The organism is Niabella sp. ZPM-14, from assembly GCF_055693045.2.
Window position 1 is genome coordinate 3,279,966 of sequence record NZ_CM181148.1, and the last position, 19,824, is coordinate 3,299,789.

The window sequence follows — 19,824 nt, forward strand, 5'->3', positions numbered from 1 at the left end:
GTAGGTGCTTGGTTTATTCGGTTTCGGTGTCGTCTTCGTTTCTGCTTTCAGCAATTTCTGTAAAGAGCCGCTTAGAAGGATCGTCCAGCTGCTCCACATCAATTTGTAATTGCGGGATGATTTCAATCAATGCGTTGATCCGTCCTTCCGTTTGCAGGAACTTATTTAAGACTACTACTTTTTTGTTATCTAAAATACAATAGCCACTTTGGAAGTTACCGCGCTCATATCTTAAGATATAACCGCATTGTTCGGGTATCGCTTCCAGCTTATCCAATGTATTCTGCGTATACTTGATCATCTTCTAAATTGATGCGGCAAACTTACATGAAATCTTTTTATCTAAGAATGGCCTCCGGCAGGGATAAAGCTTCATATAAAGTTGTTCCGGGTCCGAAAACAATATGAAATCACAGGGAATATAAGCAATAAATAGAAGATCCCGCCGGTTATATCGTATTATAGCGCGGACGGGTAAGGGGTTATGCCATGGATGCCTTTCGATCGAATGCACTCCAGGCGGGTTGAATAGGAGTAAAGGAAGAGATTTCTGAACGGACAGTAGGATGATCTTGCCGGATGGCTTTTTATGATCCTCGAACAGGGTACTCCCTGGCGAATGATATAAGTCACCGGCGAGCACTACATTTGCATATTTATTACTATGCCAGAGGCTCGCAAAATAATCAATGATCCGGTCTATGGTTTTATTACCATTGATCATCCCCTGCTGCTGCAGATCATTTCGCATCCCTGCTATCAACGGCTGCGGAACATACACCAGATGGCTTTTGCGCACCTGGTGTATCCCGGCGCTGTTCACAGCCGCTTACATCATTCTCTGGGCGCCTACCATCTGATGTGCACGGCGCTCAGTGAGCTTAAAAATAAAGGCATCGATATCAGCTCTGAAGAAGAGCTGGGCGCGAAACTGGCTATTTTGCTGCACGATATCGGTCATGGTCCTTTTTCCCACGCGCTGGAACATGAGCTGATCAGGAATGCGCATCACGAAGGCATTTCTCTTTTGATCATGCAGAAGCTGAATGCTGAGTTTAACGGACAGTTGCAGGTAGCCATTGATATTTTTACCAATAAACATCCTAAAAGATTCCTGCACCAACTGGTTTCCGGTCAGCTCGATGTGGACCGCATGGATTACCTCAACCGGGACAGCTTTTTCACCGGTGTGGCGGAGGGTGTGATCGGCTATGACCGCATCATCAAAATGCTTACCGTAAAAGACGACAACCTGGTAGTGGAAGAAAAAGCGATCTATTCGATTGAAAAATTCCTGCTCAGCCGCCGGTTAATGTACTGGCAGGTATACCTTCATAAAACTGTAGTAGCTGCCGAGAAGATGCTGATCATGGTCATACGGCGTGCGAAGGCCTTGATCGCGATGGGTGTCGAGGCCCCCGCTGCAACCGCTGCTTTTAATAAATTCCTGCAGGCTTCGACGGGAGAAGTTGACATCGTATCGCTGTTGGATGATTTCTGTGAAATGGACGATCACGACGTGATGGCCACCGTGAAGAACTGGTGCTGTCACCCCGATAAGATCCTTTCTGTGCTGTGCAAAGCGATCATTCACCGGAAGATCATGCGCATCCGGTTGCAGTCAACGCCGATCGATACAGCGTTTCAGCAGCGGCAGCAACAGGAAGTAGCTGCAGCGATTGGCGTGGATGAAAGTGACGCGGGGTATTTTGCTTTCGGCGGTGAAGCTACCAACCTGTTATATAATCTGAATAACGAGAGTATCAATATCCTATATAAAGATGGCACGCTGAAGGACATTTCCCAGGTCGATAATCCGCTAATTAATGTAAAGATCAGCGAGCCTGTTAAAAAATACTACTTTTGCTATTTAAGGGTCTAGGAACCAATGTCATTACTTAATGAAAACGCAAAGATTGCCCCTTGCGGTTTTACACAATTTTTAATGAATGAGTTGGCAAAAGACCCAAAGTTTAACGTTTAATATTTTTTTACTTACCTACTTTCGACGCTTAACAAAAATCATTTTAAAGATCTACGAATGGTATTCTCTGCATCCCAAATAGCGCTGTTAATTAATGGTAAGGTAGAAGGCAATGCCGATGTAACGGTTGGTTCATTTGGAAAGATTGAAGAAGCGGGTGAGAATCAATTAAGTTTTCTGGCCAATCCCAAGTACGAAGAATATCTGTACACTACCAAAGCCAGTATCATCATTATTAATGAAACACTCGAGCTCAGGCAAGCGGTGCAACCGACGCTGATACGCGTGAAAGACGCCTACAGCGCGTTCGCCACATTGCTCGGAAAATACCAGGAGTTCAGACAACAGCAACTGAAGGGGATTCAGCAACCAGTTTATATGGCGGCATCCGCCAGCTATGCAGACGATGTTTACATCGGTGCGTTTGCTTATCTGGGCGAAAATGTAACCATAGGATCGGGATCCAAGATCTATCCCGGTGTATACATTGGTGATAATGTAACCATTGGACAAAATACCACCCTGCATCCGGGTGTAAAAGTGCTGCACAGTTGCCAGCTGGGCAATAAAGTGACCATTCATGCCGGAACCGTGATCGGAAGTGATGGCTTTGGTTTTGCGCCCCAGGCAGACGGCAGTTTTTCCAAAGTTCCCCAGATTGGAAATGTGATTGTAGAAGACGATGTAGAGATCGGGGCCAATTGCACGATTGACCGGGCGACGATCGGATCGACCATCATTAGAAAAGGAGCCAAGCTCGATAACCTGATCCAGATTGCTCACAATGTGGAGATCGGCTACAGCACGGTGGTGGCCGCGCAGGCAGGCATCAGCGGAAGTACTAAGGTTGGTAAAGGCGTGATGATTGGCGGACAAGCGGGCATTGTAGGACATTTGCATATCGGCGACGGAGCTAAAATAAATGCCCAAAGCGGCGTAAGTAAAAATCTTGAACCTGGTAAGGCGGTCACCGGATCTCCGGCTCATGAATACACTTCCGCATTGCGAAGCCAGGCATTGAGCCGTAAGCTGCCCGAACTAGAGCGCCGGATCAAAGAGCTCGAACAGTTGCTGCAACAGTTAAAGCCAACATTGTAACCAGCATGTCCTTTCCGATTGGCGCACAGATCTGGGCCTTGAGGCATTTACTGCGTGAAAATCCCATCGGGGTTTTACAAAGACTTGCCAGCGCGGGATACTCGTTCGTCGAGCCTGCCGGCTTCGATGCTGAAAACAATACGATACAAGGCTTTGCTACCGGCCTTTTCAAAGACTTGCTTACTGAATCCGCATTATCGATTGTAAGCGGACATTTTTATCACAGTGCTGATACAGCGGATATTGCTTGCGAAACCGCAGCAGCGCTGGACATGCAATACATTGTACATTCTTATTTTCAGGACCAGATGGCTCATAATGTCGATGCTTACAAGAGAGCAGCCGATGAGCTTAACGAGATGGGCGCTGTCGCAAAAAAGTACGGCTTGCAACTGGCCTATCATAATCATGCACATGAACTGGACAGGATCGGCGATCTGCTGCCGTTCGACATATTGTTGCGACATACCGATCCTGAATTAGTAAGCTTTCAACCTGACCTGGGCTGGATGGTTTATGCGGGCCATGATCCTGTTGTATTCTTTGAGCAACATCCGGGCAGATTCCCCTTATGGCATTGGCGTGATATAGATCCTGTTACGAGGAAGTCAACGACGATTGGTCATGGTATGGTCGACTTTCCTTCTATCCTTGCTGCAAAGGCCAAGGCAGGTCTGCAGTATGCAATCGTTGAAATGGCTTCAGACACTGAAGATGTCTTAATTAAAATGGTGGAGAGCCGTCAAAATATGTCTTAGCAGAAAAAGCGTTTATAAATGGCAAAAGAAAAGCGGCCCGTCGGAGCCGCTTTTCTTTTGAGAGCAACCTGTCAGAACTTGTATGCAATGCTCGCCACAAAGTTCCGGGGCTGTTGAGGATTGATCGACCAATAGCCAATATAATATGTTTGGTCAGTGATGTTATTGACGTTTGCAGAGATTCTGAATTTCTCACCGTTATAAAATAGTGAACCGTTCAGCAGCGTATAGCTGGGCAAAGTAAAGACACCTGTAAGGCTGTTGTCAATCACTTTATTTTTTCCGCCGTAGTTACCGCCAAATCCCAGTCCGAAATTTTTAAGACGGCCGGAAGTGAATTTATAAGTGCCCCAAAAGTTAGCCAGCGTTTGAGGTCCTTGTCCTCCGGGACTGCGCCCCACTTCATTATAAAAATCGTTTGGCGTAGCTGTATTGCCTTCTACGACTTCTATTTTGCCGTGGCTAAAACCAGCAATCAGATTTAGCTGGGGCACCGGATTAGCGTTGAAGTCCAGCTCAAAACCCCTGCTTCTTGTTTTGCCACCTTGTATCGCGCTGGTTGGCGAATAAAACACACGATTAGCCACTTTAATATCATACAAAGAAAGGGTAGCAAACAATTTGTTGGCCATCAGGTTGGCTTTAGCGCCTACTTCTACCTGGTTAGCGCTCTCCGGTTTAAATGCTTTAATACCCAGGCTGTTTCCTGCGCCATCAAATACCTCGGATGGCGCAACATTATAGAACGTATTCATATAGTTGGCAAAGATTGCCAGCTTATCAATAACGGGTTGATACACTAAGCCAAACTTGGGCGAAAAGGTCAGCTGGTCATAACCCTTGGTATCGGTGTTCGTTTCATTTTCAAAATAATCAAGCCTGATGCCCACCATCGCTGAAAAAGCCGGAGTGAAGTTAATCACATCAGACGCATAAGCGCTATAAGCGCGATTGGTGATTTTTGTGTCTGAATGCTTGGTCGCAGCCAGTGTGGTATCAATGAAATATTTATTTAGCCCATCTCCGTTTGATGCATCCAGCGTGATGAAACCGCCCTGCGGATTCACTCTTCGGGTAGGTATCCAACCGGAGCTATTGTTTTTTACGGTGCGTGTCAGGTAATCCAGACCGATCAATAACCTGTTCCTGAGGCTGCCTATCTTAAAGTCTCCGTTAAAGTTTTGCTGCGCATCAAACGTGTTGGTATTATAGTCCTGGTTGTTGAAATACTGGTAAAAATAATTTCTTTGTGTCGGCTGATCGGGATCTGTACCCCAGATGTAGGTGTAAATGCCATCAGATTTGATGTTGCTGGCGGAGATAACGGTTTGTGAAGACCAGGTATTGTTGATCTTATATAAAGCCTCTGCCTGCGCATTCTTCCTCGGGTTTCTGATCGTTAGATCATTACTGGTAAAGGACAACTTAGGGTCCAGATTCAATTCGCTGATCGTCTTAAAATCCAATGGACTTGCACGATCGGTATTAAAGAACACGGGCGGAACAGCGCGCTTTTCTTCCAAAATCTCCGCCAGTAAAGACAACGAAAGTTTGTCATTCACTTCGTAAGCCAGTGTTGGCGCAATAAAGAAGGATTTTTTGAATCCGGCGTCCTGGAAACTATTTTCGGTATGCAGCGCCGTATTCAGCCGGAGCGCAATCTTTTGGGTTTTGCTTAATGGTGTGTTGATATCAGCAGTCAGTCGATGCAGATCAAAGCTGCCAATGTTATACGCCACTTCTCCGCCAAAATCATAGTATGGCTTTTTGGTGATTGTGTTTATGATGCCGCCATAACCATAGAAACTTGCGCCAAACAACGTACCGGACGGCCCTTTAATAACCTGTATCTCTTCTATGTTTGAGGGGTCAAGATTCCCGCTCACCAGCCCGGGAAAGCCATTGATAAGAGCCGGTTGTGCTTCAAATCCCCTCAGCGAAAAGTAAGCGCCACCATCGCCTCCGCGGCCTGTAGATGCCCAGGCCCGCGTAATGCCTGGCACATTTCTAAACGCATCATCATAGTTTACTATTGCCTGGGCCTTCATCAGCTCAGCCGATACACTGGAATAAACCTGTGGATTCTCCAGGTTTTTCAATGGCATTTTCGCGACAGTTGAAGTAGCGGTATTCTTGCTTTTTCTTGCTGAAATAATCACCTCCTCCAGCTCCTCTTTATTTTCACTTAAAACAAAGGAAACGTTGGTTGTCGTTTTAGCGGTAACCGTGACCTGCTGAGCCTGACCAGCCAGCTCCACAAATGAAATGGAAAGCGTGTACGTTCCTGGCAACACATTCTTAATCTCAAATGCTCCGTTTTTATCTGCTACAGCTCCTTTGCCAGTACCTTTCAGGGTTATGGACACCGACTCGGCCGGCTGACCATCTGAAGTCGTTACCGTACCCTTTATGGTCCCGGTTGTTTGGGCCAAAGCGGCCGTGCTGATCAGTAAAAAAGTGAAAAGTAGTAATAAAGAATTGCAAAATTTAATGTTCATCGTGCCTGGTTTAATTGAAGCGGCGAAATTAAACCCAAGACAAAGAGGGCTGTTTACGATATGCGGAAAATTATCATTTGTGTTTTAGCCGGTACTTAGCCGATACAAGCTTCGCCTTTTTAATGATCACGTCTTTCAAGGGTCTGTCCCGGTCTGCACCTTTACTGGTAGGTACCGCTGCAATACGATCTACCACTTCGAGACCGCCCACAACTTTACCAAACACAGTGTAGTTCCGGTCCAGGTGAGGTGTGCCGCCCCGGGTAGTGTACGCAGCGCGTTGATCGGCGGGTATCTTACGACCGTTCAGTCTCTTCATTTCCAGGGTATCCAGTTCCCCTGGTCTCCATACCTTTCCCTGCACGATGTAAAACTGGCTGCCGCTGCTGGCTTTCAAGGGATTCACGTCGTCGCTTTCCCGCGCCGCAGCGATGACCCCTTTTTCATGAAAAAGATCAGGTCTGAATTCTGCGGGTATGCTGTAATCAGGGCCGCCTTCTCCCAATGGTACGCCGGGAGCTGCATTACGACTGTCAGGGTCACCCGCCTGGATCATGAATCGATGGATCACCCGGTGAAATAAGACGCCGTCGTAATAGCCCGACTTCACCAGCTTCAGGAAATTATCCCGGTGTTGCGGCGTTTCATTACTGAGCTGTATCAGCATGTCTCCATGGTTGGTCTGCAGCAGAACCGCTTTTTTATAGTCAGCCTGGCGCAGCCGGTTGGAAGATGCGCAGCCGAGGAGCAGTGAAGCCATCAGTAGAAAGAGAGCAGAACGCATTACCATTCGTTTTCTTCAAAATAAAGTAGTACATGATCTTTCAGGAAGTTCTCCTGCTCGATAGGGTTCAGGTCCGGCATAGGTTTCAGCTGCCTGTAATGAGGCCAGCCGTCGGGGTCTTTGTCTTCCAGTTCATAATAGCCGCTGGGAGCCAATAACCGGCACACGGCAATATGCATCAGGTCCTGCTTTTGTTCTTTGGTAAATTTTTCCGCTACCGTTCCCAATTCCTGGATACCAATCAGGAATAGTATCGCTTCCATGTCGGGCTTTTTACCGAAACGCTCTACCAGCTTCGCTTCCAGGTTCCACCAGCGTATCTGAAGGTCATCATTATTTAACATGCGGCAAAAGTACGAATTTGTCCATCGCTCAAAGAAGATAGTCTGCCCGTCCCGGCTATTTACTGATCAGGAAACAGCACCGGTTCAGCTTGCCTTCAAAATCAAAAGGAGTGGTGGCTTTTGTAATGTCTTTTATAGACGTGGCTTTTATCGAAGATGCTTCCAGCTGGAACCGGGTATAGTTGTTACTGAAATAAAGCGATCCGCCCGGAGCCAGGGCATCGAGACATTGATTGACCAGCCTGACATGGTCTCTTTGAATGTCCAGGATATCATTCATTTTTTTACTGTTGCTGAAAGTGGGGGGATCCATAACAATCAGGTCAAAAGACGCCGGTGCTAATGTGTCCAGGTACTGTAACACATCCGCGGCCACGAACCGGTATTTTTCCGAATCGTCATAACCGTTGGTTTCCATATTCTTCTTCGCCCATTGGATATAGGTGTTAGACAGGTCAACGGTGGTCACCTCGCTGGCGCCGCCTGCAGCAGCATACACCGAAAAGGATCCCGTGTAGGCAAAGAGATTCAACACTCTTTTTCCAGCTGATTGTTCCATCACCATCTTTCTTGTGATGCGATGGTCGAGGAATAACCCGGTGTCTAAATAATCGGTAAGGTTGACAATGAACTTCAATCCATGCTCTTCAACAATAGATTCATTTTTGGCGTTGTCTGTTTTCTGGTATTGATCATCACGCCCTGCCTTTCTTTTCCGGAGCTTGATGAAGATGTTTTCTGCAGCGGTATCGAGCACTTCCGACATCACTTCGCGGCTTTGCTGCAGCCAGTATTGATGCGCTTCATCAGTCAGGTTGTGATTTCTTTTATACTCTGAAACATGTAGCTGGTCGGCGTATTTTTCAATGATCAACGGAAATTCCGGGAGGTCATGGTCATAAATGCGATAGCAGGTTACCTGCTGCTTTTTAGCTTGTTTTTGCAAGTGCCTGAAAACCTTTGTTAAACGGTTTTTAAACATTTCGAATTTGTCCGGTCCCGTCATTGATCCAATATTTTTTGCGAAATTAGCGCTTCGCGCAGGTTTACAAGTTGATAAATTAAAAACTTATCAAGGTTTTCGTCGCTTATCAACGGGTCAACTTATTAACTTTTCAACGGATCACTTACGCAATAGTCGATATTGAAACAACGGGCTCTTATGCCGCCGCTAACGGGATCACCGAGATCTGTATCATTATTTTTGATGGTGAACAGATCATCGATCGTTACGAGTCTCTCATCAACCCGCTCCATCGCATACCGCCCTATATCCAGGCGATGACGGGCATTTCCAATGAAATGGTCGCGGAAGCACCTGCATTTGAAGAAGTGGCGGAGACCATCTACGAGCTGTTGAAAGACAAGGTGTTTGTGGCGCACAATGTCAATTTCGATTATTCTTTTATCAAGAGCCAGCTGTCCTATTGTGGTTATGAATACAACGCGCATAAGTTATGCACTGTAAGGCTTAGCCGCAAGATATTGCCCGGTCATCAGTCTTACAGCCTCGGCAAGCTATGTCATGCGTTGGGCATACCACATGTCAATCACCACCGGGCCGGAGGGGACACCGATGCTACTGCTCAGTTATTCCGGATGCTGCTGGAGCAGGATGCGGAGCAGCACATCATTAAGAGCCTCAAGCGCACGTCGAAGGAGCATGTGTTGCCGCCGAACGTACCCAGGGAAGACTTTGAAAAGCTACCCTACACGGCGGGCGTTTATTATTTCCACGATGAAAAAGGAAAAGTGGTCTATGTAGGGAAAGCGAAAAATATCCGTTATCGTGTCAGCAGCCATTTCAGCAACAATGCGACCACCCGGCAAAAGCAGAATTTCATGCGCTATGTTCATCGCATCAGCTTTGAAGAATGCGGTACTGAGCTGATGGCTGCGGTGAAGGAATCATCCGAAATCAAAAGGCTTTGGCCAAAATTCAATGCCGCCCAAAAGAGGCGGGAAGATATGTATGGGGTCATCCGGTACTATGATCAGAACGGCTACATGCGTTTAGCAGTAGATAAGGTCAGCAGCAGGTATGAAGTGATCAGTTCTTATCATCACCTTGAAAACGCCAATGCTGCTTTGAGACAGTTGGTGCATCAGTTCGATCTGTGTCCGAGGTTATGCTTTATTGGCGCACATTTGTATGATGAAAAAATGCACGGGCTTTTATGCAAAGGCGCCTGCGAGAAAAGAGAGCCTGAAGATCTGTACAATGCCCGGGTGGAGCGCGCTGTGGAGAAACTACGGAGCCTTCCTTCTTTCGTGATCATAGATAATGGAGTCACCAGGGAGCAGCAATCCTGCATTTTAGTGTGGCAGGGAAAATTCTACGGGATGGGCTTTATCTCCAACGATATTGTAGTAGAGCACGCGGAAGCGGTAAAAGATCTTATAACGCCTTATAAAGAAAACAGCACGATCACTAATATGCTGTTCAGCTATGCCAAGAGATATCCTGCCAAAGTGAAAATATTTGCTGAAAGTATCGCCCAACAGGCCGATCTGATCTGACCCTGCGCGGTTGGTCAGGCGGGCGTCCCGGTCTGATCAGAAAAGATGGTTGACCCGATCTGACCGTCTCGGTCTGATCAGAAAAGAAATTTTCGGTCTGAGCCCGTCCCGGTCTGATCAGAAATGGCGGCAGGACGCTTCCCTTGCCTGATCAAAAACAAAACATAAACCATTGACCAGATGGCCCGAGTCTGATTGATAAATGGCATACCCGGTCAGAAGTCAAAGCTGCCAACCATGAACTTTTTTGTTTAAACTTGCATCTTCAAAATTCGATTCAGTAATATGTTCCGCGTTGGCGGACCACACAAAACACAACGAATGAAATACCTCGCAGCGATTGCAGCCCTCGTTCTTTTAGCCTTCCAACCCGTTAAGAAAAAGAAAGTCATATTTTTCGGTGATTCCATTACCCAGCAGGGAGCGGCGCCCGGTGGCTATATCCCTAAGATAGACAGCCTGTGTAAGGAAGACAAGAGGCAGCAGGATTTTGAATGGGTGGGCAAAGGCGTTAGCGGTAACAGGGTGTATGATCTTTTTTACCGGTTTCAGGAAGACGTGCTTGACCAGGAGCCGGATATCGTTATCGTATACATAGGGATCAATGACGTCTGGCATAAAACCACCAGTGGCACCGGTACTGAATTTAAAAAGTTCGGAGCGTTCTATGACAAGATGATCACAAAGATGAAAGCCCTTGGCATACAGCCGGTCATGTGCACGCCTTCTGTGATCGGCGAATACCACGACGACACCAACCTCCAGGACGGGGATCTCAACTATTACGCGAAATGGATCCGCGAATATGCCGCCAGGAATCAGATTCCGCTCATTGATCTCAGGAAAGCTTTTATGGACTACCTGGATCAGCATAATCCCAACAACGAAGAGAAAGGCATCCTTACCCGCGACCGTGTGCACCTGAATGATGCCGGCAACCTTTTAGTCGCACAGGAGATGTGGAATGCAGTCAAAAAATTAAAATAAGCGCTTGGAGGCACTATTAGAAGGTTACACGGTTACCCACTGGATTTTACTGGCTTCCGCCGCTTTTTTTATCGGTCTTTCCAAGGCCGGATTGAAGGGCGTTGATATGTTGAACGTCACCCTGATGGCGATCGTGCTCGGTGGCAAGGCGTCCACCGGCGTGGTGTTGCCGCTCCTTTGTGCAGCCGACCTCATGGCGGTTACTTATTACCACAGGCACGCAGAATGGAAACATTTCTGGCGACTGATACCCTGGATGGTAGCAGGCGTGATCATCGGCGTGTTCTCCGGACAGCATATGGATGAAGCGCTGTTCAGGAAAGTAATGGCGACGATCATCGTCATTACGGTGATCATCATGCTCTACCTGGAAATAAGAAAGACGATGGTTGTTCCCTCCAATACATGGTTTGTGTCCGGCATGGGCCTCGTGTCCGGGTTTACCACGATGATAGGCAACCTGGCCGGCGCCTTTGCCAATATTTATTTCCTGGCTATGAGAATGCCTAAAAATAATTTTATAGGCACAGCCGCCTGGGTGTTTCTCGCCATTAACTTTTTCAAACTGCCATTTCAGATTTTCTTCTGGAATAACATTACATCAGAAAGCTTGCAGACCGACCTGCTTTTATTACCCGCTTTGCTGGCAGGCTTCCTGCTTGGCCTTAAGGTGGTCTCCCTGATCAAAGATAACAGCTACCGGAAACTGATCATCGTGCTTACTTTTATCGGTGCGATCTTTATATTTCTGAAGTAGTTGAAATTCCGGAGACCTGGAAATAAAAAAAGGTTCCGGTGATAGCCACCGGAACCTTTTTGTCTCAGGTAATGAGGAGTTATTGCTTTTCTCCTATTTTGATCACTTTCGAGTAAGTAGTAGTCCCGTCTATATCGGTTTGTCCGATACGAACATAGATCTCAGGGTACTCGTCTGTATCAATACGATCTTTTTTTCTGCACGATAAGAATCCGGTCGTGATGATGATAGCCAATACCGGCGTCAAAACAAACAATTGAAGGCGGCGGACTTTGGGGAACAGTCCTGCAAACAAAGCGATCAATACGATTGACATCATTAAAGAGAAACCGGCCATGCTTACTACATCTTTCCAGTCTTTGGTAAAGGTATAGGTCAGCTCAGTATCCGAGTTGCCATCTACTGCGGCAGAGGGCACTGTTCCGATTTCATAGAACTTCTTACCATCTTTAGAGGCTTCGATAGTGAACTCCTTGTTATTACTTTCTTTTAATGTCTGCCAGTCGATTTTGAGCTGATCTCCGCTAAACGCACCTTTGATGTATCCGAACGTTACCGGTAATACGCCACTCGTCCAGGTGTAAAACGCCACATTGTCATCTGCCTGGTTGGAGTTAGGTGCTGCTCCTGGTTGTACATTAATTTCCGCGCCATTCCCGTTGGATGTATTATCCTCGGATTGAGGGGAGAATACGGTGTAGCGGACGTTGACATTAATTGAAGCATTCAACGGGGCTGGGATGGCCTGGATCTGCGTTCCGGACAGCAACCCTTGTTCGTTGATCGCCCAGCTAAAATAAGCCGATCCGGGGCCGCTGACCTCTGGCGCTCCATCCGTGAGTACGAATTCCATGTCATTCAGGTCTACCGTAACGCCCACATCAGCGCCGTTAGGGATGCCTGCATTGGCGTTCAGAAAGTTAAAGGTCAATACTGCTTCCTGGCCTACCTGTCCCGGATTGGGTGAAATATCTGGTGTTGAAAGCCCCGGGTTTTGGGCGCTGGCCGTTTGAAGGAAAGCGCTGCAATACATGAACACGACAATTGTAATAAATAATTTTTTCATTGCTTGATTGATTTAATTGATTTAAAGGTGATCAGCTTCAGGAAACTGCTATTGACTTCTATAATTTAAGGTTTCAACATCTGAATTATTCTGCACGTTGGCGTCTCCGTTAGTTCCATAGAAGAGATAGCTCAACATATTGTCTTTACCGCCACCGCTGGTAGGAGGTGTGTAGGTCACGGTGAATCCTAGCCTGCTGGATATAAAGCCTGCGTCGGAGCTGGCACTCAATCCTTCTTTTCTCCTGAAGGTGTAGAACCCGTTTTGCGGTCCCAGGTATTCCCATTTCGTGTTTTCTACAGGGGCTCCGTTGAAAGTAGTAGCGGTTGGGTCAAAGGCAAAGTTGCTCAGGCGGGTCGTAATCGGAACCAGCACGCGGATCTCTTCGTTGGCTACCAACTTGGTAAGATTGAAAACTGTGATGCGGATATATTCTTTAGTAGCACCTCTTACCTGGGTGGGCGATAGGGTCATGCTGATGGTCAGATCAACACCCGCGCCTTTTACATAGACATACAAGGTGGCGGTCGCCTGTCTTGACGGGTTCGTTGCGTCCGAAATGGTGTAGGTGAACGCCGTGGTACCGTTGAAGTTGCTGGCCGGAGTGAACGTGAAAGTACCGTCGCCGTTCAGCGCCAGCTGACCTGTACTATTGCTGATGTTCTGGGTGGCCACGTTGATCGCATTACCCAGCGGATCCATGTCATTGGTCAGTACATTGCCGGTAACCTGCTGACCAGGGTCTGTCTGAAGGTAATCATCACCGGGAATCAGGTTACTGGCGATAGGGATGCCGGCACCTCCGCCCGGAGTCACCCTGATGATCACATACGCGCTGCCGCAAGGGGTTCCGCCGGGTTGTTCACACACATTATAAGTGACGGTGTCTGTTCCTACAAAGCCGGGCAATGGGGTGTAGGTGATGGTGCCATTCGGGTTCACAACGGCCGTGCCGTTTTCAGGTGCTCCGGAAATCGTGGGAGTTCCTAACGTCTTACCAGCGTTGCTTGCCCGGTCGTTGGCCAGTACCTGGATGGTTGTGCCGGCATAACCCGGTGAGCCATCATTTGTGCTGGCGCCTGCCACGTCCGTATTGACAACAGGAGGATTAGTGGTGGTGTTAGACGCATCTGTAACGGTAATCGTCAGGTTTTCTTTATAGCTCGTGTTGGTAGCAGGATTGAGCAAAGTCACTTCGTAGCTATAAACGCCTGCCTGTGTGGCAATGAAATCATAAGTACCATCATTGCGAAGCGTCAGCGTTGCTCCCGAAGGATTGCTGTTACCATCGGCTCCGCTGGCCGGAACGGCTCCTGTGTAAATAGCATTCGCGGGCTTTTTATCATTAGAAGCTACCGATCCCGAAACCTGTTGATTCAGCGTCGTGTAGTTGATATCAGGCAACGTGTAGATCACGGAACAGGATAATCCCGGGATGCCCGGAGCCACAAACCTGGTATCGATAGTGGGATAGAACACATCTATATCTTTAAGTGCCCCAACGGTTGTGGTGGTCGATATCTGGATCTCGTCGTAAGGCAGGCTTGTCATGAACCCGAGATTATAAACGCCTGCCGTGTTATTAAGGATCGGTATAATCACCTGAAGACTCAACAGTTCACTGGCCGTGCGGGTTTCTTGTTGCACACCATTATTATAAGTTGTGATCCTGATAGAGCTGAGCAGGTCTGCATACAGCAGCGAATTATTATTGTTCCTGATGAGGAACCCTGCTATTGTTCCTGCAGGCATGGTGTTCGCTGGTATGGCCACTGAGATAGATCCGGTGGTGAGCACGCCTGCAGTGATCCTGATATTTGCAAAGTCAGTAGCGCTCGAATTATTATCTACAACCTTTTCTATATCAGTAATAGCACAACTAGCGCATACCGCGGAAGAGAACCCGGATCGCGCACTTTCGATCACGGCACCATATTGCGGCGTTTTGATGATATTTGCGGTATTGCAGGCCAGGGGCACTTCACAATTCTTCTGTATCATCAAACCAAATATCTGTATGGAGCCCAGGTTGGCGCCCACGGGTTGAGAAAATTCAATTTGTACTTCGTCAAACGGTACATTAGCTACCACCCCGACCGTTTGCCGGATGTTGTCACCAAGCAAACTGGATTTTGCCCCGACTATAATACCGCTTCCTGTGCTGGTTTGAACAACTGACCCGCCGCTCAGAAGCCGGATGGTGGCTGAGCCTAAAACAGTGGCATTTAAAAGAGCAGTTGTTTGCACGTCAAAGCCGATATAGCTGTTGGCCGTGTAGGGGGTAAGTGCTTTTTTCACAGAGATGCGGCCGGTGCTCAGCGCTGTTACTGCCAGGTTCATCGTAGCGGCAGTGTTAGGATTGCCATCAATGACGTTGTTCAGATCAGAGATGTTGTTGCCCGCCGCAAGCGTTCCCGATACTCCGGTGTTCGGCATGTTAATATAGATCGGATCTGTTGTCGAGGACAGGTTGGTGAGGGTGTTGCAGGTGAAATCAGTGGTGCGGTCACAAAACTGTTTGATCACCGCGGCATACACCGACGTGGTGCCCAGACTGAGATTGGCCGGCTGAGAGACGGTATATCGCACTTCATCAAAAGACAGGGTAGTGTTGAATCCTAATGTATAACGTCCCGTTCCCGACAGCAAGGGCGCGGAAACGAGCAAGGAGCTGGCAGACACCGATTCCCTGAGCACACCCCGCTCGTAAGTGCTGATCGTGGATGCGGAAAGCACACTAAGCGACAAGGCCGTGCTGTTCGATATTTCGAAACCGGCAAAATAACCTGCAGGGCGGCTGACATTTCCAGCTTCTCTTACAGAAATGTATGCACTTGATAAAGCACCTAAAAGTGGCAGTGTAATCGTTGCTGCATTGTTGGTGTTGGCGTCCACTACGTTGCCTGTATTGCTAAACACCTGGCTCAACAAGCTGACGTTTGTAATGCCTGCTGTGCCCGAGCTCACGACAGCGGGTGAGGTATTCTGAACCAACGGAGTATTGGTGTTACAAGCCGGTGCGGCACCGGCCTGAGGCCTTACCACCTCGGCATAATATACGGTACGGGACCCGGCGAGCCCTATCGGAGCCGTGAAGGTGATCCTTACACGGTCAAAGGCCTGACTCGTCACAAAACCGACCTTGGCGGCTCCGCCACCCGCCACCGATAACGACAGAATGCTATTACCCGGATTGTATGTTTCCTGGAGGGTGGTGCCTAAGAAAGTTTGTACGGTGATGGTAGCCGCCGCTTCCAGTAACCCCCCGGTAGAAAAGACAAACCCGGCATAGGAGCCGGCAGGGTAAACATTGGCGCCCGTTGCCAGGTTATCTTTTACTTCCAGCCACGCAGAACCACCGAGCGACGCTACGTAGGTCCAGGTGGACGGGTTGGTGAGGTTAGCGTCCTTAACATTGTCTTTATCACTGAAAACGTTGATACCGGCAACCTGGCTGCTATTAACGGTGAGGTTGGTGAAGACATCCGTAGTCAACGGCCGGTAAACATTGACCGGCGCATTACTGCTTTGCGCCATGGATGAATGGGTCCATAGAGCAAGGTTCAGCAGTAGGATGAACATCTTGAATACGGGTTGGACGGCCCGACGTAGGGGGTAGGTATATGTCATACTTAAAAGTTTTCTACAGATCAAGTCTTCGTCGTTAGTATGGGCAAAAGGTTCCCTAATCAGGCCAGGCCCGATTTAAAAACTACTACGGCGTAGAAAATAATCGCTTATGACTTGCGGGCAACACACAGTTCAGGGCACTATCTGCAACGCAGACCAAGGGGGAAGTCACACAGCTACAATCAGACAACGGCGAAACGGCACTTTCAGGTTATCATTTTCTAAGGTTGAGCAGATCCGCTGATTATCTGTTATTAAGCGCTTACTGGGCAAGTGATCCGGTTCAAGGGTTAACTAAGGGTTTTTAGATTAAACAAAATTCTTATCCACACTTTGTAAATGCTTAACAAATTTTTTTGAAACAATTAACATGCCACCGAGCTGTAAAAGCTGATTTGTGGATAAAAATTCACTCAACGGTGGTATTTTAGGATAAGCGGATCGCGCATCTGTCAAATTATCAATGACAAGACTAAATTGTCACTGTATAGGGATAATTTAAACCTGACAGAATGTTACGTCTTAGGTGGTGAAAGTGTATAATGATCTGAAAGGCAGAAAAATAGGGCTCATAGGGTTGTATGGTTTTTGGCAAATGGGCAAATTCTGCCCGCAGGAAACGTTTCTTTCTGAATTATCTACCGGAAGGCTAAATAGCCAGGCAAAAAAAAGCCGCCACTTTCGTGACAGCTCTTTTAAACTTTTATTCGCTTACGAATTAAGCTACTTCTACATCAGCACCGGCTTCTTTCAGTTTAGCTGCGATTTCGTCAGCTTCTGCTTTGCTCACACCTTCTTTAACAGGTTTTGGAGCGCCGTCAACTAATTCTTTAGCTTCTTTCAGACCTAAACCAGTCAAATCTTTAACGATTTTAACTACGTTTAATTTAGAAGCACCGCCGCTTTTCAGGATTACGTCGAACGCTGTTTTTTCTTCAGCAGCTGCGCCGGCACCTTCGCCACCGCCAGCAACTACTACTGCAGCAGCAGCAGGCTCGATTCCGTATTCAGTCTTTAAGAAATCAGCTAATTCCTGAACTTCTTTTACAGTTAAACCTACCAGGCTTTCTGCTAATGTTTTAATGTCTGCCATTGTGTTTTAATTTTTACCGTCTTCATTTCCATTTTTAAATGTAGGATCCGACGGCGGGTTTAAAAAAATTTGTGATCCTTATCCCTAAAGGAATAAGGTGATTTATAATAAGAACTAAATCCTAAATTGTCTCCATCGTCGTTCCGACCGTAGTTTTGCTTTAAGCAAAACGAGTGGAGGAATTTCTTACGCGGTACATGGAGATTGCTCGGCTCCTCTTCGTTGCGCTCGCAATGAAGATTACCTCAACTAAACTTACTCAGCTGCTGGTTTGTCATCTGCAGCCGGCGCTTCCGGAGCTGCTTCAGCTGCGGGCGCTTCTGTAGCAGGAGCTGCTGCTTCGGGAGCCGCTTCTTCAGTAGCACCTGAGGCAGCTTCCTTGTTTTGTAACGCACCGATAACACGCTGAATAGGAGACAGCAACAGGCCAATCACCTCACCAATCAGTTCATTTTTGGTTTTGATTTTGGTTAATGTCGCTAATTGGTTGTCACCTGCATACAGATCACCATTGATGAACGCTAATTTCAACTCTGGTTTTTCTGCTTTGGCTTCGCTACGGAAAGAGCTTAAAATAACAGCTGGTTCTTTAGGATTTTCCGAGAACATTAAAGCCGTTACTTTATGTAATGAATCGTAAACACCTGCATACTTTTCAGCATCGATGGATTCTAATGCTTTTTTGATGAGTGTGTTTTTAGCTACGCGCATTTCTACTTGTTTGTCGAAACAAGCGCGGCGCAGTTTGCTGATTTGCTCTACTGAAAGAGATTCAGTGTCAGTTATGTAGAAATTGTCGTACTGAGAGAATTTGCCCTTCAATACTTCAATCACTTCGTTTTTTTGATCTTTAGTCATTTTATTTCGATTTTGACCTCATACCGGCCCTCGAAAAAGAGGGAGGTTAAGAACGATGTTTAAAAATTGCTTTCCGGTAAGATCTGCTCCGTTGGAGCGACCCTTAGGAGTGGCTTATTAATGAACAAAACCTTTTGTATCCAAAGCAATGCCCGGGCTCATAGAGCTGGCCATGCTGATACCTTTAAGGTAGGTACCTTTTGCTGTAGATGGTTTTGCTTTGATGATAGCGTTGATGAACTCCTGTCCGTTCTGCGCGATTTTCTCAGGAGAAAAGCTTACGCGGCCGATAGAAGCGTGGATGATACCCGCCTTATCTACCTTGAAAGCAATTTTACCACCTTTTACCTCGTTTACTGCTGCTGCCACATCGTTGGTTACTGTACCTGTTTTAGGGTTAGGCATCAGGTTACGCGGACCTAACACTTTACCTAACTTACCGATCTTAGGCATAACAGCAGGAGTAGCGATGATTACATCAACGTCAGTCCAACCGCCTTCAATTTTCTGGATAAACTCGTCCAAACCTACATGATCCGCTCCTGCTTCTGTAGCAGCAGCTTCTTTATCCGGAGTGCAAAGCACTAAAACTCTTTTTGTTTTACCGGTGCCGTGTGGCAGGGTAACAGTGCCGCGGATAGCCTGATCTGCTTTCTTAGGATCTACACCCAAACGAACGTGCAGGTCAACAGAGGCATCGAATTTTGCGACATTTATTTCTTTCACCAACGCAGAAGCTTCGTTAAGCGTATACGCTTTGTTGCCATCCACCTTGGAATTTACAGCCTTTCTTTTCTTTGTAATTGCCATTGTAATTCTTTTAAAGGTTCTTTAATGGATTAATTTTCCCAAGGGGCTTTACCTTCTACAGTCAGTCCCATGCTGCGGGCAGTACCGGCAACCATTTTCATAGCGCTTTCGGTAGTGAAGCAGTTCAGGTCAGGCATTTTATCTTTCGCAATTGCCTCAACCTGATCCCATGAAACTTTACCCACTTTAGCGCGGTTGCTTTCTTTAGAACCTTTTTGAATTTTAGCCGCTTCCATCAACTGCACAGCAGCAGGAGGCGTTTTAATTACAAACTCAAAACTTTTGTCGGAATAAACGGTGATTAATACAGGAAGTACTTTTCCTGGTTTGTCCTGTGTGCGCGCATTGAATTGCTTACAGAATTCCATGATGTTAACACCTTTGGAACCCAGCGCCGGACCGATTGGAGGTGCAGGATTGGCCTGGCCACCCTTACACTGCAGCTTTACATAGCCGGAGATTTCTTTTGCCATTTTTAAATGATTTATTGGTTCAAACGCTCTCCCGATCTTCGGGCAAGCTCCCAAATTCCTCAGTTTCACACAATTTGCATTAAAGATGAAGAGACTTTATCGGCTCCTCAAACCTATACGCCGTCGCGTGAAATTTCTTTAAAGAACTAATTGGGGCTGCAAAG

At 47.1% G+C, this 19,824-nt stretch carries 17 protein-coding genes; 6 read left to right on the forward strand and 11 right to left on the reverse strand.

Going from position 1 to position 19,824, the window contains the following annotated elements; genetic code table 11:
* Positions 1-13: 13 nt before the first annotated feature.
* On the reverse strand, positions 14-301 hold the full coding sequence (locus tag ACU37H_RS13980) for a hypothetical protein (RefSeq protein ID WP_472703490.1): 288 nt from the start codon (positions 299-301) through the stop codon (positions 14-16).
* 363 nt (positions 302-664) lie between these two features.
* Here ACU37H_RS13980 and ACU37H_RS13985 point away from each other — a divergent pair, with 363 nt between their 5' ends.
* The 3 genes from ACU37H_RS13985 (at position 665) to ACU37H_RS13995 (ending at position 3,840) form a co-directional block, all read left to right on the forward strand.
* Positions 665-1,882 (forward strand): HD domain-containing protein, encoded by a 1,218-nt coding sequence (locus ACU37H_RS13985; protein WP_472703489.1) that lies wholly within the window; start codon positions 665-667, stop codon positions 1,880-1,882.
* Positions 1,883-2,041: 159 nt separating this feature from the next.
* A complete protein-coding gene (lpxD, locus tag ACU37H_RS13990; RefSeq protein WP_472703488.1) occupies positions 2,042-3,082 on the forward strand; it encodes a UDP-3-O-(3-hydroxymyristoyl)glucosamine N-acyltransferase in 1,041 nt (346 codons plus the stop codon).
* A gap of 5 nt (positions 3,083-3,087) precedes the next feature.
* On the forward strand, positions 3,088-3,840 hold the full coding sequence (locus tag ACU37H_RS13995; protein WP_472703487.1) for a sugar phosphate isomerase/epimerase family protein: 753 nt from the start codon (positions 3,088-3,090) through the stop codon (positions 3,838-3,840).
* Positions 3,841-3,911: 71 nt separating this feature from the next.
* Here ACU37H_RS13995 and ACU37H_RS14000 read toward each other — a convergent pair whose 3' ends face one another.
* From ACU37H_RS14000 to ACU37H_RS14015, 4 genes are all read right to left on the reverse strand, one after another.
* Complete coding sequence (locus ACU37H_RS14000; protein WP_472703486.1) at positions 3,912-6,338, reverse strand: TonB-dependent siderophore receptor; 2,427 nt, start codon at positions 6,336-6,338, stop codon at positions 3,912-3,914.
* 73 nt (positions 6,339-6,411) lie between these two features.
* A complete protein-coding gene (locus ACU37H_RS14005; protein ID WP_472703485.1) occupies positions 6,412-7,122 on the reverse strand; it encodes a peptidylprolyl isomerase in 711 nt (236 codons plus the stop codon).
* Complete coding sequence (locus tag ACU37H_RS14010; RefSeq protein WP_472703484.1) at positions 7,122-7,466, reverse strand: hypothetical protein; 345 nt, start codon at positions 7,464-7,466, stop codon at positions 7,122-7,124. Before ACU37H_RS14010 ends, ACU37H_RS14005 begins: the two co-directional genes overlap by 1 nt.
* Positions 7,467-7,521: 55 nt before the next feature.
* Positions 7,522-8,412 carry a class I SAM-dependent methyltransferase gene (locus ACU37H_RS14015; RefSeq protein WP_472703483.1) on the reverse strand — a complete coding sequence of 297 codons (891 nt, stop codon included), beginning with the start codon at positions 8,410-8,412 and terminating at the stop codon, positions 7,522-7,524.
* A gap of 233 nt (positions 8,413-8,645) precedes the next feature.
* Between ACU37H_RS14015 and ACU37H_RS14020 the strand changes: the two genes are divergently transcribed.
* From ACU37H_RS14020 to ACU37H_RS14030, 3 genes are all read left to right on the forward strand, one after another.
* Positions 8,646-9,986, forward strand: coding sequence for an exonuclease domain-containing protein (locus tag ACU37H_RS14020; protein WP_494407611.1), 1,341 nt, complete (start codon positions 8,646-8,648; stop codon positions 9,984-9,986).
* A 321-nt stretch (positions 9,987-10,307) separates the two neighbouring features.
* Positions 10,308-10,973 carry an SGNH/GDSL hydrolase family protein gene (locus ACU37H_RS14025; protein WP_472703482.1) on the forward strand — a complete coding sequence of 222 codons (666 nt, stop codon included), beginning with the start codon at positions 10,308-10,310 and terminating at the stop codon, positions 10,971-10,973.
* A gap of 4 nt (positions 10,974-10,977) precedes the next feature.
* Positions 10,978-11,730, forward strand: coding sequence for a sulfite exporter TauE/SafE family protein (locus tag ACU37H_RS14030; RefSeq protein ID WP_472703481.1), 753 nt, complete (start codon positions 10,978-10,980; stop codon positions 11,728-11,730).
* A gap of 79 nt (positions 11,731-11,809) precedes the next feature.
* Here the strand turns inward: ACU37H_RS14030 and ACU37H_RS14035 are convergent, their stop codons facing one another.
* The 6 genes from ACU37H_RS14035 to rplK form a co-directional block, all read right to left on the reverse strand.
* Positions 11,810-12,796, reverse strand: a complete 987-nt coding sequence (locus ACU37H_RS14035) for a hypothetical protein (RefSeq protein WP_472703480.1) — start codon at positions 12,794-12,796, stop codon at positions 11,810-11,812.
* Positions 12,797-12,844: 48 nt separating this feature from the next.
* A complete protein-coding gene (locus tag ACU37H_RS14040; RefSeq protein WP_472703479.1) occupies positions 12,845-16,426 on the reverse strand; it encodes an Ig-like domain-containing protein in 3,582 nt (1,193 codons plus the stop codon).
* Positions 16,427-17,144: 718 nt separating this feature from the next.
* Entirely contained in the window at positions 17,145-17,519 is a 375-nt protein-coding gene (rplL, locus tag ACU37H_RS14045; RefSeq protein WP_472703478.1) for a 50S ribosomal protein L7/L12, read from the reverse strand.
* Between the two features lie 255 nt (positions 17,520-17,774).
* The gene (rplJ, locus tag ACU37H_RS14050; RefSeq protein ID WP_472703477.1) at positions 17,775-18,377 is read right to left on the reverse strand and encodes a 50S ribosomal protein L10; all 603 of its coding nucleotides are present in this window, start codon (positions 18,375-18,377) and stop codon (positions 17,775-17,777) included.
* Between the two features lie 117 nt (positions 18,378-18,494).
* Positions 18,495-19,187, reverse strand: coding sequence for a 50S ribosomal protein L1 (gene rplA, locus ACU37H_RS14055; RefSeq protein WP_472703476.1), 693 nt, complete (start codon positions 19,185-19,187; stop codon positions 18,495-18,497).
* Between the two features lie 29 nt (positions 19,188-19,216).
* Positions 19,217-19,660, reverse strand: a complete 444-nt coding sequence (rplK, locus tag ACU37H_RS14060) for a 50S ribosomal protein L11 (protein WP_472703475.1) — start codon at positions 19,658-19,660, stop codon at positions 19,217-19,219.
* Between the last annotated feature and the right edge of the window lie 164 nt (positions 19,661-19,824).

Coding starts and splice junctions, on each gene's coding strand:
- ACU37H_RS13980 (WP_472703490.1), bottom strand. CDS start 301: ATGATCAAGTATACGCAGAATACATTGGATAAGCTGGAAGCGATACCC.
- ACU37H_RS13985 (WP_472703489.1), top strand. CDS start 665: ATGCCAGAGGCTCGCAAAATAATCAATGATCCGGTCTATGGTTTTATT.
- lpxD (WP_472703488.1), top strand. CDS start 2,042: ATGGTATTCTCTGCATCCCAAATAGCGCTGTTAATTAATGGTAAGGTA.
- ACU37H_RS13995 (WP_472703487.1), top strand. CDS start 3,088: ATGTCCTTTCCGATTGGCGCACAGATCTGGGCCTTGAGGCATTTACTG.
- ACU37H_RS14000 (WP_472703486.1), bottom strand. CDS start 6,338: ATGAACATTAAATTTTGCAATTCTTTATTACTACTTTTCACTTTTTTA.
- ACU37H_RS14005 (WP_472703485.1), bottom strand. CDS start 7,122: ATGCGTTCTGCTCTCTTTCTACTGATGGCTTCACTGCTCCTCGGCTGC.
- ACU37H_RS14010 (WP_472703484.1), bottom strand. CDS start 7,466: ATGTTAAATAATGATGACCTTCAGATACGCTGGTGGAACCTGGAAGCG.
- ACU37H_RS14025 (WP_472703482.1), top strand. CDS start 10,308: ATGAAATACCTCGCAGCGATTGCAGCCCTCGTTCTTTTAGCCTTCCAA.
- ACU37H_RS14035 (WP_472703480.1), bottom strand. CDS start 12,796: ATGAAAAAATTATTTATTACAATTGTCGTGTTCATGTATTGCAGCGCT.
- ACU37H_RS14040 (WP_472703479.1), bottom strand. CDS start 16,426: ATGACATATACCTACCCCCTACGTCGGGCCGTCCAACCCGTATTCAAG.
- rplL (WP_472703478.1), bottom strand. CDS start 17,519: ATGGCAGACATTAAAACATTAGCAGAAAGCCTGGTAGGTTTAACTGTA.
- rplJ (WP_472703477.1), bottom strand. CDS start 18,377: ATGACTAAAGATCAAAAAAACGAAGTGATTGAAGTATTGAAGGGCAAA.
- rplA (WP_472703476.1), bottom strand. CDS start 19,187: ATGGCAATTACAAAGAAAAGAAAGGCTGTAAATTCCAAGGTGGATGGC.
- rplK (WP_472703475.1), bottom strand. CDS start 19,660: ATGGCAAAAGAAATCTCCGGCTATGTAAAGCTGCAGTGTAAGGGTGGC.